Here is a 13,999-nt window from a genome sequence, read left to right on the forward strand (position 1 = left end):
GTGGTCTCGCCTTGTACTTTTCAGGATGAAGTTTGTAGTCTTTCAAACTGGCATAAAAACTTTTCCAGTTTTGAAACACCGTTTTCATGACCCATTGACTGCTTTGGGTGGGCAAAGCAAGATAATCGGGCTGTTTAATGACAAGAAATAGGCAATTTAAGAAGTTATAGTTGACATAGGGGCATTCCCTAGTAGGAGCTTGAAACAGATGACAGGTTACCTTTTTCTGCTGATCAACAGGTTTTGTCTTTTCTTTTACGAGTCTTCCCTGATAGGCCTTCCGTTGTTGGTTATTCATCTTGTCCAAATTTCGATGAATGGTTTCCAGTACTTCTGTTTGGAGTGGATGCAACGCTTTTTCACTTGTTAGGCCGGTATACACCTGGCGGATAAAAAAATGTACCACATTATGCATGTTCTTGGCGTTTTGGCAGGACGCTTGAAAGTAGCGATACAACCGATGCCCTGGCTTTATCCAGATTTGTTGCGTAGTGTATGCCACTGTGGGACATTGTATTGCCATTTGAATCACCTCCTTTTTGAATAAGAACATTTGTTCCCTTTAATTGTATCACAGAATCGAGAACAGTGGAAGTCGGATGTAAGGATGGTATACACCAACTCGGGTCGAAGTCGATTCACCCCCACCCTACTCATTGGGCACTGTCTTTTCATTCCTTGAGGATGGGGTACTCTCGACATTATTGATAGATAGAACCACCTAATGATTTTGTACCAACCATGCCTCCACTTGCCCAGTAAAAACTCATTACAGCAAAAAGAAAACACCAAAGAGAACCAGCATAAACATAACTTTTTCTGCTTTGAAACATAAAAAACCCCCTATCCATGTATCTGAACAGGAGGCAATGAGTGTATACAGGCAAAAGAAATTTACAAAAAGAGTTGCAAATTTCTTGTCGTCCATATAGTACATTACTAATCCTATTCAGAAAAGGCATCGTTAAAAAACGTCGATTCTCTGAATAGGAAAGTTGGTACTACACTATCCTTATTTAGGGCTTAACATAAAAAAGTACAGATCAATCCCATTCAGAAAACCTTTCGTAACGTATAACGAATGTTTTTTCTTAGAAGTGCGTGTTCAAAAAGGAGGATAAAAAGAGCCGAGAAGTTCGAGGCGCGAAAAGTCTCGAGGACCGGAACGTATGCTATTAATACGTGAGAACCGAAGAGACCGAGCAACGAAGAAATTCGACAGCTATTTTTACCGGACTTTTTGAACAACCTCTAGAAATAGGATTAATAAATCATTGTACCTTTTCACCCTTCCGATCTTTGATATCTATAATAATATGCGCTTAATCCAGAAAAAGTCAACCAGACTTTCTTCCCTTCTTACAAAACTTAGGGATTAATGATCAAAAAATGTAGGCTTTTTAACCTTTTTTTGTTTCCCACCCTTACTCTTCTTATTGGACAAAACTGCAAAAGCTACTTTCGGGTGGAACAGATGCAAGGGCGATCGTATTAAATTCATCACTCTAACCAACCGAAGATAAACTTCCGGATCAAAAGCCGAAAGCTGAAATACTCTCTTGCTGTACCACTGTTTGATTGGTTGTAAGAAGGGTTTGTCTCCCTTTATATCAGGGTGGCGAAATGCTTCTGTGATTGTCATGTCCCAAGGGGTTGCAATCAGTTTTGAAACTTTTTTATGAAATGTTTTGGTAAACTCTTTGTCGAGATTTGTAGATTGCTCAAGACTTCTCTGTAACTCTAAAGCTTCCATAGCAGCTACTGATATTCCTTGTCCAAAGACCGGATCAAAGCGGCAATGAGCGTCTCCAATCACTAAGAAACCTTCCGGGATATCTGCTAGGTCAAATCGCCGATGGACTTGATAGGGGATTTTATGTATTTTAATATCCGATATGGGTTCCGCTTGCTCCAGAAAACGAAGAACATCAGGGACCGGTAACTTTTGTGCATATGCAAAAAATTCTTCATTTGTTGTCGGTGCAGGCTCGTTCGCGTAACCACTAAAGGTAACAGAGAAACGATTCCCTTCAACCGTTTGTATAAATGCACCGTACGGGCTTTCAGGATAACTAGGAGAAATAAGGAGGTTACACCAATCTAGTTGTGCTTGATCTTGTAGACGGAAGTATCTAGTGGCATAGAATAATTGGATCCATACCTTTTCTTCTTTTACCTCTATACCATATGAGCTTAACCAACTTATACTCTTAGAACCGAATCCGCTCGCATCAACAACTAAGTCAGCAAGAAGTTCTTCTTCTTTCCCTGTATGGAGGGATCTTACTTTCAAACCGTATACTTTATTACTTCCTAGATTTGATAACAACAGTTGCTCAGCCACTGTTTCGTATTTAGTCGTAATATTAGAGACTTCATCTAGACGTCTCTGTAAATGCCATTCAAGCATGGGACGGCTTTGTTGAACCATAACCAAATCCCCAATAAACCGTTGTTTCCAGAAACCGAAATGATGCCATTTTAAATCCTTCGTAAAATTGTTCACAATACTACCATCTTCAATCAACTGATCAAGGATGTTTGGAAACAACTTCTCAATGGCTTCCTCTCCACCTTTTAAGATGGCATGGGGGTGATAGCTTTGCGGTACCTTTTTTCTGGGGATTTTTTCATTCCTTTGTGGACCCGCCTCCAAGATGATCACCTGTTGGAAGGAATCGGACAAGGCTTTAGCAACTAGTTTTCCAGCAATGCTTCCTCCGATAACAATTGCTTTCTGCATCATTATTTTTCCCCCATTCACTGTGCAAGTTGGATCGTTGTTATATCATCTATCCCCACTATTATAGCGTTTCTCCATGTTACCTTACAGTTGCAAAAAATATTTATTTCTTCCAATTATAATACAGCCTTATAACCCTGGTGTTCCGAACCTTTTAGTTGCATTATTATTCTCAGTACGGACGAATTCCAGGTTTTCCGGATGAATTATTCTCTATTTGGATGAATCCCAGATTTTCTGGATGAATTATTCTCTGTTAGGATGAATTCCAGATTTTCAGGATGAATTATTCTGAATACAGCTCTTATTTCAGCATTTTTTCATTAAATATGATCTTCTTATACTCTTGAAGAAGATTCATTGCTACTTTTAACGCTAAATTGGCCTCAGACAGGTCTCTAATATGTAAAATCAATACAAATGTCACCAATACATTCCACAATGAGTATCTATTAACTGATCCTTTAATTAAAACTTCCATAGCACTCTTACTCATACTTGCTGGATTTATAGAATCTATATACGAAAACTAGTAAAAATCATTAAAGATGTACCTTTTTCACTTGTCGAATTAAAGCTTAAAGACGAAGATTTTACAAAGTTCCAAAATGAATTAAATGAGTTGATGATTAAATATTACAATGCTACTGACAATAGTAATGAACCAGGGGCTCTGATTCGAACAATTGCCGTTACAATTATTCCAGAATCCTGAACAACTTGTAACCTCAAAATATTAAAAAACAGAGATATTTCTGATCTTTTTTAGAAAACGGAAAGATAAAATAGTGTAGTAAAAAAGAGGCTGCTTTTATAACAGTCTCTTAAATCATTAACTTAGTATTATGGAATGGGAAGTTCGATTCTCATATTTTGTTAAAGATTACTACAATACTTACACCGACCTCGTCTGCGTATATAATAAGCTAACGTTGCTACACCTAATGAAACCCCCCATGGCAGCCAGAACAATGTTGGCCCAAATTCTCCCCAATTGTCACTAGTGATGGTTACGGAGCCATTTACAAGACCGGAGATAATTTGGATACTGATCTTAAGCCCTGCAATCGTTATTATTGCGGAGGCTAAGGTTGCAGGAGCGACCACGAACCAGATGGGAATCCGCTTCCCAGCAAGAAATAGGAACCAACGTGGAAAAACTTCTCCCCAGCTCTGAATGAGACCAAGAGTTAGAATCGCACCGCCAATATGCAGTGCACCAAGAATGAACTCCACCATACGACCATCCAGTGTCGTGTTCATATTCCATGTCGCTTCACTTACCCCCAATGGAATCCCTACAGCCCACATCCAGCGAACAACTCCATAGGGGAGAGCCATCACGACTGCAATATAGGCGAACCACTTCCCCCACCGAGCAGCAGATATGGCAGCCGTCCCCTGAGGCGCCTCAGTTCGACCACAGTTTCCACATGCTCCCCGTGTACTACGAAGGTAGGCCAAGGTAGCTGCACCCCATATGAACCCACCGACTATGCACCACACTTGATTCAGCACCGGCCAGTCAATAAGATCGAAGTGCAATGCGAACAAATAAGCGAAGTTCTGAACAATTCGAGTATCAGGGATTACTAAAACTAGTGTCACACACATAATAAAGGAGAAGGAGAGCAGCATCATCCGTGGAATCCACCGCCCCCAAGTTCGAACAGTCGCCAATGCAACCACTACCCCGACCAAGCCTGCTATGGCGATTACAAATCCACCAACATCTGCTTTAAGATCAGATAAAAACGATCCCATCATCTCCCCCCGGACGTCATTCTCACCGAAAGGAAACCCTACTCCCCCAAACGCCCAATAAAGTCCAAGTAAACTGTACAAAAGGGACCAAGCCGCTGCTGCATATCCTGACCATTTCGGCCAACGTGATAGGGAAGAGTGTGACTTTGTTGAGAATTTTAAAGGTGCACCCGCTTTATCAATCTTGATATCCACTATAGCTTCAACTCCATATTAGTTTATCAATAACTGTATTTATTAAAGATTTATACCATGATGAATTTCCCCCACTCACCTTTTGAAATATAAATCACGATTACACTATAAATATATATAGCTATAAATTATTTATCAATGCAGTGTTCCTTATAATTATGATAAGTTTTAATTATGAGAATATTTGAATGGAGAAGATAACATGGAATTGAGGCAATTGGAATATTTTATGGTCATATACGAAGTCCTCCATTTTTCAAAAGCAGCTGAGAAAATTGGTGTATCCCAACCTAACTTAAGTCAGCAAATAAAGTTACTTGAGAATGAATTGGGAGTTCCGCTGTTTAATCGCATAGGTAAACGAATCACCATAACTGATGCAGGAAAATTATTATATGAGCAAAGTATGCATATGTTTTCTCATTTAAAGCATGCTCAAGAAAGCATTTCAGAACTGAAGCAGGTAAAAGGAGGTTCTTTGACCATTGGTGTGTTGCCTGGAGATTGTTTAATTAAACACCTTTTGGAGTTTCATAGGGTATATCCCAAAATATCTTTATCATTAGTAGAAACCATTAAGGTCACAGAACAAATCATTGAAGGAATTATCGATATTGGAGTAACCACCTCTCCTGTTCAAGATAATAGAATTATACAAACACCTCTTTTTCACGAAGAGTTTGCTTTAGCTGTCGCGAGGGAAACTCCACTTGCAAATGAAATGTTTGTTCAACTCAAAGATTTGCAAGATATGAAGACCGTGATGTTTACTTCTGATCATCATTGCCGCAAGTTGGTTGATAAACATTGTCTAGACCTAGGATTTCAAATTAATCCCCAAATTGAAACAACGACTCTTTCATCACTGATTACCATGATTGAGGAGGGAATTGGGGTGAGTGTTCTGCCGATTATGTTCCTTGAAAATCTTCATGATAAGAATATCGAAACGGTTAATATAAAGAATCCAACCCCAAGTCAGGATATTAGTCTTATTTATAGGGCTGACAAATACTTAGGATTTGCTGAACGATCTTTCATAAAGGCAATCAAGGATCACATTCAACTAGCTAAAAATGATGCTTTGTCTTTTTAACTACCGTCCTTTATCTATGTCTAAGTCAAGACATATCATGGTGTTCAGTAAACCAAGCATGAACAAGCGAGCTATTTTTAGGTTTCCTATTTGAATGATCGCAAGTGTACTTTTGCCAATTGCCTGAGAGGAAATACGGGCTGTAAAACCCTGAACGACCCCATTTTCTTGCAATCGACGTAATCGTTCATTTACACTCAGACGACTAAGATTCAACTTTTTTGAAAACTCAATAATTGTTATTCGAGCATCCCTCTGTTAGTGTATTGATTTTTTTACAGCTGAATAAAAGGGCAGATTCGGAGGTCTAAAGTTTTGCTCGTTCTTTTTGTAAGCGGCGTTGCATATCGTTCAAGATTCGTTGGGTATAGCCTGTGTGGCCCCCTTTTATAAGCCAAAATGCCCCCATGCTCAATAATAAACCACCCGTGATCCAATACAGGACAGATATATTGAAAAACTCACTTAACAAGTAGCCAAGAACAGGTCCGATCGCTGCCCCGACATCGACTACAACTGTATACATTGTCATAACCGCTACTTTATTGGATGATGAAGCAACATCAGTCGTAAGGGAATCTGTTACGGTAATAATCATCGTTGAGGTTAGCTGTAGGCAAAGTAGAACAACAATCCATACAAGGAGTGGTAAATCTAAAGATAGAATAATAAATAGTCCTCCTCCAAGGAAAAGGGCCGTAATCAAAAACGGTGTTCTTCCAGATTTTCCGTCAGAAAGTCGACCGAAGCGTGGTGCTAGAAAAGGATCCAAACCCCATCGGATGGCCTGAATGATTCCTGCAAGCGTTGCGGCCCCAAAGGCGATTCCGAATAAACTAAGGGAATCAGAATAAAAGACTTCTATCATCCTGCTCAGTGTGGACATGAAAATACCGAAAAACACGGCAGCAATCAACATTCCGGTGATCATCACCGCAATTACATTTTTCTTCTTCCAAATTTGTCTGAACGCTTCTTTTTCTTTGGTTGTTTTTTCATTGTAACCAACGTTTGAAGGGACGTAACGGAAAACAAATAAAATGCTGATGAGAGCGGCAGCGGCAAAAACTAGTGTAACCACCTCGATACCGATTAAATCGGCAAGAATACCGCCAGCAAGCATTCCCGCTAATCCACCCAACCCACACAATCCGTTGTACTTTCCAATAAGGAATCCACGGTTGTGTTCATCGGAAGCATCCAATACCGTCAAATACCCTCCCAGACGTAAAAACGCCCAGGCTACACCCCATAAACAGCGCATGATAAGTAATACCCAAAAACCGTTTAATACACCGTACGAGAAGGTTGTCAAAACGGCTAAAGATACTGCGATCAGTACGCCAGTCCTTTTGCTAATACGGTGGTAGAGCCAACCGACGAATGGAGTGAGCGGCAACCGTACGAAACGATTGACCGATAACAATACCCCTACTTGCCAAATTGAGGTCAATCCAAAATCTTTCCAATAGACAGGCAGAACGATATAAAGCATGGCATCACCAAGCATACAAATAGCCGTAATTAGAGCAATGACAGTGATCCCTTTTTCCGCTTCTGTTTTCATAAAGTTCCTCCCATCTTTTAACCCATTTTACATCATCCATACTGCAGTACGGGTGAAAATTTTAACTTTTGAGATATCGTATTAACTTACGGATCACAAATTTAGCATCTGGCCCGACTCCTCTCAATGTTGCCGACCGAAATGATCGTTGACCTTCCAGACCAACATAGTAGATTCCGGGAACTGAAGTACTAATTCCCGCTGAATGTAAGGGCAGTCCTTCCGAATCCAGTGCTCCACTGCTTTTTAAGTAATCCAGGTTAGGCTGATATCCTGTTGCAAAGATCACCGTATCCACCAACTCCTTGCTGCCGTCTTCCCAAATCACACCGGCTGAACAAAATGAAGTGAACATCGGTTGTTGATTCGGCTTTCCTGCGGTTAACATTTCCCGGTAATGACCTGGGTTATTGACTCCACTTGGGCTTGGAGCTGTTTTCCCAAGCCTCCAGAACGGGAAACCATCTAAACCGGTTACCTTCACCCAAAAGTGCAAATCTTTACCCAACACTCTTTGATTGATTAACTGAACCGGCTGTCGAACAGCTAAAGTGACCTCACTGACCTCCGATAACTCGACCGCTATTTGAACGGCTGAATTCCTACGCCCAACAACCACCACTCGTTGATTGCTAAAAGGTTCAGGGTTCTGGTACTCAGCGGAATGAATGATTCGACCCTTGAACACTTCTTCGTTTTGTATCACGGGTTTAAAAGGACTGTGAAAGGACCCAGTCGCATTGATTATCGTTTTGGTTTGATAGCAGTCACCAGATTTTGTATGAACTGCAAACACCTTACCTTCTTTCTTAACAGACTCCACCCTCTGATTGGTAAGGACCGAAAGTTGAAAGTGCTTGGCGTAATCCTCGAGGTAACGAATGACTTCATCTCTAATGGGATATTTATCAGGGTCTGCAGGAATCTTCATACCAGGCAATGATGAAAAACGGGCTGGAGAGAACAATTTCAAACTGTCATAATAGTGACCCCACGAGCCGATCGTTCGGTCGTTCGCTTCCAAAATCAAATACCTTAGCCCCTTTTTTTGCAAATGATATCCCGAAGCAAGACCTGCCTGACCTCCGCCAATTACGATTACATCTAACACATCTACATCTTTCATGATCCTATTCCTCCTTTGGATTTTAATTGCATTTTGCAAGTATATTATTTAAAAAAGCGAAAACAGTCATCAGACCCAAACATTTATCTAGTATAGGATCACCTCCATCAATTTCTGTTTATTTGATTTTTAATTGCATTTTGCAAGTATTTGTTACATTTGATAAGCAAATAGGTCTACCTGCCTATCGAATGGGATTACAACACATTGTACTTTTTGCCATTGAATCATTAAGTATGGATAAAGAGCGGATCACCGTTTCTTTTTCCTCTTCACTCATATGAGAAAAAACTTCCTTCATATATTCGTTCATTTGTGTGTTGATTGAAGTAGCAACTACTTTCCCTATAGTCGTTAAATGTAGCTCATACACCCGTTTGTCTTGTATAGATTGTCTTTTTTCCACTAGTTCCTTTTTGATTAAACTCTGTATCTGCCTGCTGAAAGTGGTGATATCAATCGCTAATACGTCCGCTATTTCCTGCATGGACGGGTGATGCCTTTTATCAATTTCATATAAAATATGACTTTGGACAAGCGATATATCGATCCCATTTATAGAACAACAATTTTTATCCACTAAACCAAATCGAATCATAGTCGTCTGTAAAAGCTCACGAATATTTTCCATTATAACTACCTCGTTTCACTTCATAGCTCCCTGTAGTAATAAATCCTGTTACATCCTTAGTATATGATTATATTTGCAAAATGCAAGTATATGCATCGATTATAGTTTTGCAATAGAAAAAGCCGACACTACTAACTGTCTCTAAGTCATTGGGCTTCCCTCGTTTCTGAACGAGAACGGGAAACGATGCATGGTGGTTCTATAGGAGTAAAGAGCCTAACACACAGCACGGTATAATTAAAACGTTTGAATGGTGGTGGAGGGTTACGAAAACTACCCACCTCCACCCTTGACTTTAAACAAACAATTTCTATATTAAAACAATTTGAGTTTTCCCTTTTTAACGACAAGGTGTATGCCGCCAAGTAGGAACAAGTAACGGTTGTCGATGATCTTCTTTGTTGCCGCGGCCGAGGCGCCAAAAAGCTTCTTATTACCGACTTTTCCAATCGCTTCTCCTTTACCAAGAGAAGCAACCGTACCTTTAATTTCTGGAACGAATTCTTCTAATTTGCCGCCAGACAGCAATGCCTTCATGTTTCTTCCAAGGGTGTATGCTTGTTGGATCGCGATTTGTGCTGTGGGAGGAAATGGACGATTAATTTCTTCATTAATAATTAACGCACAGTCCCCAACAAATTAACTGCCTCTACTTTTTGGGTCTTAACTGCCAAACAATACCCCATTCTCCGCCCATTCCTAAATGCCTGTTTTCTTGGCACAAAAAAATTATACATTTTTTCTGAAAAAACAGTTTACGATCAATCTAAATTTGTTATATAATAGAAAACAAATTACACCACTGTTATAAAACAGACTTGCGTATAGTAAATAAAATCATAGTAGTTAAGGAAAGGAAAGTGATGGAAGTGATTCGTGAAAAGCAAATTACACAGTTAGAAGAGAGTTGGGAAAACGAAAAACGTTGGAAAGGAGTAACTCGTAGTTATTCCGCTGAGGATGTTGTCCGTCTTCGAGGCTCCATACAAATTGAACACACTCTTGCTAAATACGGGGCAGAACGACTTTGGAACCTCTTAAATAAACAAGATTTTGTCAATGCTTTGGGAGCGTTAACTGGGAATCAAGCGGTTCAACAAGTTAAAGCTGGATTAAAAGCAATTTATTTAAGTGGCTGGCAAGTCGCGGCTGATGCTAATCTATCCGGTCATATGTATCCAGATCAAAGTTTATACCCAGCTAATAGTGTTCCTTCGGTCGTCAAACGGATCAATCAAGCCCTTCAACGTGCCGATCAGATTCAACAGATGGAGGGAGAAGGAGACATTAACTTCTTTGCTCCTATCGTCGCCGATGCTGAAGCGGGATTCGGTGGACAACTAAACGTTTTTGAGTTAATGAAAGGTATGATTGAAGCAGGAGCTGCCGGGGTTCACTTTGAAGATCAATTGGCTTCAGAGAAAAAATGTGGTCATTTGGGTGGGAAAGTTTTGATACCAACCCAAAATGCTGTACGTAATCTAATTTCCGCTCGTCTAGCAGCAGATGTTATGGGTACTTCTACCATTATTGTTGCCAGAACTGATGCAAATGCAGCAGAACTCATTACAAGTGATGTTGATCCTTATGATCATGAATTCATTACAGGTGAACGAACGCCAGAAGGATTTTTCCGAACAAAAGCAGGCCTTGATCAAGCCATTGCTCGCGGTCTTGCTTACGCCCCGTACGCTGACCTGATCTGGTGTGAAACATCAGAACCAGATTTAGAAGAGGCCCAGCGCTTCGCTGCAGAGATCCATGAACAGTTCCCTGGTAAATTACTCGCTTACAACTGCTCGCCGTCTTTCAACTGGAAGGCCAAACTTGATGATGAAACGATTGAAAAATTCCAACGAGAACTCGGAAAAATGGGCTACAAATTCCAATTCGTCACCCTTGCCGGATTCCATGCACTGAATCACAGTATGTTTGAACTGGCTTTGGGCTACAAAGATCATGGAATGGCAGCTTATTCAAAGTTACAGCAATCAGAATTCGCAAGTGAAAAGGACGGTTATACGGCGACAAGACATCAGCGTGAAGTCGGAACGGGTTACTTTGATGAAGTAACGCAAGTGATTACGGGTGGAACATCATCAACTACTGCACTATCAGGATCTACTGAAACCGAACAGTTTGCTAGATAATTTTTCCAACAACAATTACAAATACGGAGGGATGTAAAAATGGGTACAAAAGGAGAAACAAGAGCAACATCAACTTCGTTCAATATCGAATTTTATCGGAATCTACCTTCAAAAATTTGTGTAGATTGCGGTGAAAAAATTGAAGAACAACATGAGTCCTATTTATATACATGTGAAAAGTGCTTAAGACACGAGAACTAAAAACGATTACTTGTATAACAAATATAATAAATCTACTATAAATAAAAACTTTTTTGCCGTTATCTGTCACGTGTTAAACAGATAACGGTTGCCATTTTTAATTTATAAGAAAATGGGTACTTACAAGGTGCTCCAATAAACCAGTTCAACAATCCTCATTACATCTTAAACTTTCTTTTTTTGCAGTCTTATTGAAACTTTGTTTATTAATAGGAAGCAAAGTTTAAAAGGAGAGAAAAATAAGCATGAAAACAGAAACTTTACCAGAAGGAATAGAAATCAAAGGAGAAATGACGCCGATCTTTGCCGATATCTTAACATATGAGGCGCTGACGTTTGTGAGAGATTTGGCAAGAGCATTTGACAACCGCCGGATAGAGTTGCTGCAAAAGCGTACCGAAAGACAAAGCGAAATTGATGCCGGTCAACTTCCAGACTTTCTACCGGAAACTGAACATATTAGAAACGGAGACTGGACGGTTGCACCAATACCTGATGACTTAAAAGATCGTCGTGTCGAAATCACAGGGCCGGTAGACCGAAAAATGATTATAAATGCCTTGAATTCTGGTGCGAAAGTATTTATGGCTGATTTTGAAGATGCGACGTCACCAACCTGGGAAAATATAATTAACGGCCAAATTAACCTGCGAGACGCGAACAAAAACAAGATCGAATTCACCAATGAAAAGGGAAAACAATATACATTAAATGACACAATAGCGACGCTTGTTGTCAGACCGAGGGGATGGCACTTACAAGAAAAACATGTACTGGTTGATGGAAAACCGATCTGTGGAAGTTTATTTGATTTCGGACTTTATTTTTTCCATAATGCGAAACAACTGATTAATAATGGTTCAGGTCCATATTTTTACCTTCCAAAAATGGAGAGTCATCTTGAAGCAAGATTATGGAACGATGTTTTTGTCAAGGCTCAACAAGAATTGAATATCGCTCAAGGTACAATACGAGCGACCGTGTTAATCGAAACTATCATGGCGGCATTTGAAATGGATGAGATTTTGTATGAGTTAAAAGATCATTCCGCAGGATTAAATTGTGGACGCTGGGACTACATTTTTAACTACTTAAAGAAATTCAGAAATTTGCCTGATTACATTTTGCCTGTTCGTTCACAGGTTACAATGGAAACCCCGTTTATGCATGCCTATTCACTACTTGCGATCAAAACATGCCATAAACGTAACATCCATGCGATGGGCGGAATGGCTGCCCAAATTCCGGTGAAAAACAATCCGCAAGCGAATGAAGAAGCGACGAAAAAGGTGCGAGCCGACAAATTACGTGAAGCGACAGACGGACATGACGGTACGTGGGTCGCCCATCCAGCACTCGTTCCAATCGCAATGGAAATCTTTGATGATAAAATGCCTAACAAGAACCAAATCGACAAACAATTGTCAGCTATAGATATTACCACGAAGGATTTGCTCGAAATTCCTAAAGGTACCATAACAGAAGAAGGATTACGCACAAACATTAGTGTTGGCCTTCAATATATCGAGGCGTGGCTTCGCGGACATGGTGCTGTTCCTATTAACAATTTGATGGAGGATGCGGCCACCGCAGAAATTTCTCGAGCTCAAATATGGCAGTGGGTCCGCCATTCAGAAGGAAAACTGGATAACGGTACGAAAATTACAATCAAACTGTTTGAACTGATTATGCAGGAGGAATTACAGAAAATCAAACAAACAATTGGCGAGGAAACGTTTGAATTAGGGGAATTTGACAAGGCAAGCAAATTGTTCAATAAGTTGACCCAAGATGATGAATTTATCGATTTTCTAACATTGCCGGGTTATGAATATTTGATTTAACATTAAGTTACTTATAACCTATATTAATAGAAAGAATTGTGGATGGTAATTTCGTAAAGAAGTAAATAGTCAAAATGTATTAGAATAACCTGTTTTATAAATAGGAAGAGTTTATATCCGCTACACCTGCCACCATTTGACGAATAAATCGCTCATGTCCGGGTACATCAATAATAGAAACCTCAAAATCTTCATTTAATTTCAACGGCGCATATCGTAATTCAATAGAGATATTCCGTTCCTTCTCTTCTTTTAAGCGGTCCGTGTCGATATTTGTTAACGCCTTTGTTAAGGATGTTTTACCATGATCAATATGTCCTGCCATCCCAATCGTAAAAAATCTCTCTGCCATAGAATCCCTCACCTTTTTGTATACTTATAGCTTGTACCAAATATTTTAAACAGCTACTTTCATTTAGAGTAGCTGTTTTTTAGTTGGATTGATTTAACATTATTCTAATTAATAGGAAAGAAACTAGTTTTTTAAAATAATTGAATCAATTTCATAAATTAACTCCTTAGAGCTTCAAGGGGTTTAAGACACATAAAAAGGAGTACCTCCCTAACAAGTCGAAATGAGTAAGTGACCAAACAAACTCTAAGACTGGAGGAAGACTCCCTATGACTATTATACGACAAGAAAGCCTGTTTGACCTGCATGAATTATATCAATTGGAACCTA

General features: G+C 39.7%; 10 protein-coding genes and 4 pseudogenes. 4 read left to right on the top strand and 10 right to left on the bottom strand.

Annotated elements, in window-relative coordinates:
- Positions 1-30: 30 nt before the first annotated feature.
- The 4 genes and pseudogenes from NON16_RS25800 to NON16_RS24920 all read right to left on the bottom strand — a co-directional run.
- Positions 31-523 (bottom strand): annotated as a pseudogene (locus NON16_RS25800) (RNA-guided endonuclease InsQ/TnpB family protein); the annotation flags it as partial.
- 178 nt (positions 524-701) lie between these two features.
- Positions 702-833, bottom strand: coding sequence for a hypothetical protein (locus NON16_RS24905; protein WP_257352297.1), 132 nt, complete (start codon positions 831-833; stop codon positions 702-704).
- Positions 834-1,375: 542 nt separating this feature from the next.
- Entirely contained in the window at positions 1,376-2,746 is a 1,371-nt protein-coding gene (locus tag NON16_RS24910; protein ID WP_257352300.1) for an FAD-dependent oxidoreductase, read from the bottom strand.
- An 873-nt stretch (positions 2,747-3,619) separates the two neighbouring features.
- Positions 3,620-4,702 (bottom strand): hypothetical protein, encoded by a 1,083-nt coding sequence (locus NON16_RS24920; RefSeq protein WP_257352302.1) that lies wholly within the window; start codon positions 4,700-4,702, stop codon positions 3,620-3,622.
- 217 nt (positions 4,703-4,919) lie between these two features.
- Between NON16_RS24920 and NON16_RS24925 the strand changes: the two genes are divergently transcribed.
- The gene (locus NON16_RS24925; RefSeq protein ID WP_308216656.1) at positions 4,920-5,798 is read left to right on the top strand and encodes a LysR family transcriptional regulator; all 879 of its coding nucleotides are present in this window, start codon (positions 4,920-4,922) and stop codon (positions 5,796-5,798) included.
- Here NON16_RS24925 and NON16_RS24930 read toward each other — a convergent pair.
- The 5 genes and pseudogenes from NON16_RS24930 to NON16_RS24950 all read right to left on the bottom strand — a co-directional run.
- Positions 5,799-6,044, bottom strand: a pseudogene (locus tag NON16_RS24930) (winged helix-turn-helix transcriptional regulator); the annotation flags it as partial. It lies immediately after the preceding gene.
- Positions 6,045-6,105: 61 nt separating this feature from the next.
- Positions 6,106-7,365, bottom strand: coding sequence for an MFS transporter (locus tag NON16_RS24935; RefSeq protein WP_257352306.1), 1,260 nt, complete (start codon positions 7,363-7,365; stop codon positions 6,106-6,108).
- Positions 7,366-7,426: 61 nt separating this feature from the next.
- Positions 7,427-8,491, bottom strand: coding sequence for a flavin-containing monooxygenase (locus NON16_RS24940; protein ID WP_257352308.1), 1,065 nt, complete (start codon positions 8,489-8,491; stop codon positions 7,427-7,429).
- A gap of 184 nt (positions 8,492-8,675) precedes the next feature.
- Positions 8,676-9,122: a MarR family winged helix-turn-helix transcriptional regulator gene (locus NON16_RS24945; RefSeq protein WP_257352311.1), complete on the bottom strand. Its 447-nt coding sequence runs from the start codon at positions 9,120-9,122 to the stop codon at positions 8,676-8,678.
- A 315-nt stretch (positions 9,123-9,437) separates the two neighbouring features.
- Positions 9,438-9,758, bottom strand: a pseudogene (locus NON16_RS24950) (FAD-dependent oxidoreductase); the annotation flags it as partial.
- 227 nt (positions 9,759-9,985) lie between these two features.
- Here NON16_RS24950 and aceA point away from each other — a divergent pair.
- The 3 genes from aceA (at position 9,986) to aceB (ending at position 13,317) form a co-directional block, all read left to right on the top strand.
- Positions 9,986-11,272, top strand: a complete 1,287-nt coding sequence (aceA, locus tag NON16_RS24955; RefSeq protein WP_257352313.1) for an isocitrate lyase — start codon at positions 9,986-9,988, stop codon at positions 11,270-11,272.
- A 39-nt stretch (positions 11,273-11,311) separates the two neighbouring features.
- Positions 11,312-11,473, top strand: a complete 162-nt coding sequence (yhfH, locus tag NON16_RS24960) for a protein YhfH (protein WP_372508880.1) — start codon at positions 11,312-11,314, stop codon at positions 11,471-11,473.
- A 245-nt stretch (positions 11,474-11,718) separates the two neighbouring features.
- Positions 11,719-13,317, top strand: coding sequence for a malate synthase A (aceB, locus tag NON16_RS24965; protein ID WP_257352315.1), 1,599 nt, complete (start codon positions 11,719-11,721; stop codon positions 13,315-13,317).
- Positions 13,318-13,426: 109 nt separating this feature from the next.
- Here aceB and NON16_RS24970 read toward each other — a convergent pair.
- Positions 13,427-13,669, bottom strand: a pseudogene (locus NON16_RS24970) (GTP-binding protein); the annotation flags it as partial.
- Positions 13,670-13,999: the final 330 nt, after the last annotated feature.

The sequence above is a fragment of the Pseudalkalibacillus decolorationis genome (assembly GCF_024609785.1).
GTDB classification, from domain to species: domain Bacteria; phylum Bacillota; class Bacilli; order Bacillales; family Fictibacillaceae; genus Pseudalkalibacillus; species Pseudalkalibacillus decolorationis.

Bases quoted from the DNA above. Each gene is read 5' to 3' on its own strand.
- aceA (WP_257352313.1), top strand. From the start codon at position 9,986: ATGGAAGTGATTCGTGAAAAGCAAATTACACAGTTAGAAGAGAGTTGG.
- NON16_RS24945 (WP_257352311.1), bottom strand. From the start codon at position 9,122: ATGGAAAATATTCGTGAGCTTTTACAGACGACTATGATTCGATTTGGT.
- NON16_RS24940 (WP_257352308.1), bottom strand. From the start codon at position 8,491: ATGAAAGATGTAGATGTGTTAGATGTAATCGTAATTGGCGGAGGTCAG.
- yhfH (WP_372508880.1), top strand. From the start codon at position 11,312: ATGGGTACAAAAGGAGAAACAAGAGCAACATCAACTTCGTTCAATATC.
- NON16_RS24910 (WP_257352300.1), bottom strand. From the start codon at position 2,746: ATGATGCAGAAAGCAATTGTTATCGGAGGAAGCATTGCTGGAAAACTA.
- NON16_RS24905 (WP_257352297.1), bottom strand. From the start codon at position 833: ATGTTTCAAAGCAGAAAAAGTTATGTTTATGCTGGTTCTCTTTGGTGT.
- NON16_RS24935 (WP_257352306.1), bottom strand. From the start codon at position 7,365: ATGAAAACAGAAGCGGAAAAAGGGATCACTGTCATTGCTCTAATTACG.
- aceB (WP_257352315.1), top strand. From the start codon at position 11,719: ATGAAAACAGAAACTTTACCAGAAGGAATAGAAATCAAAGGAGAAATG.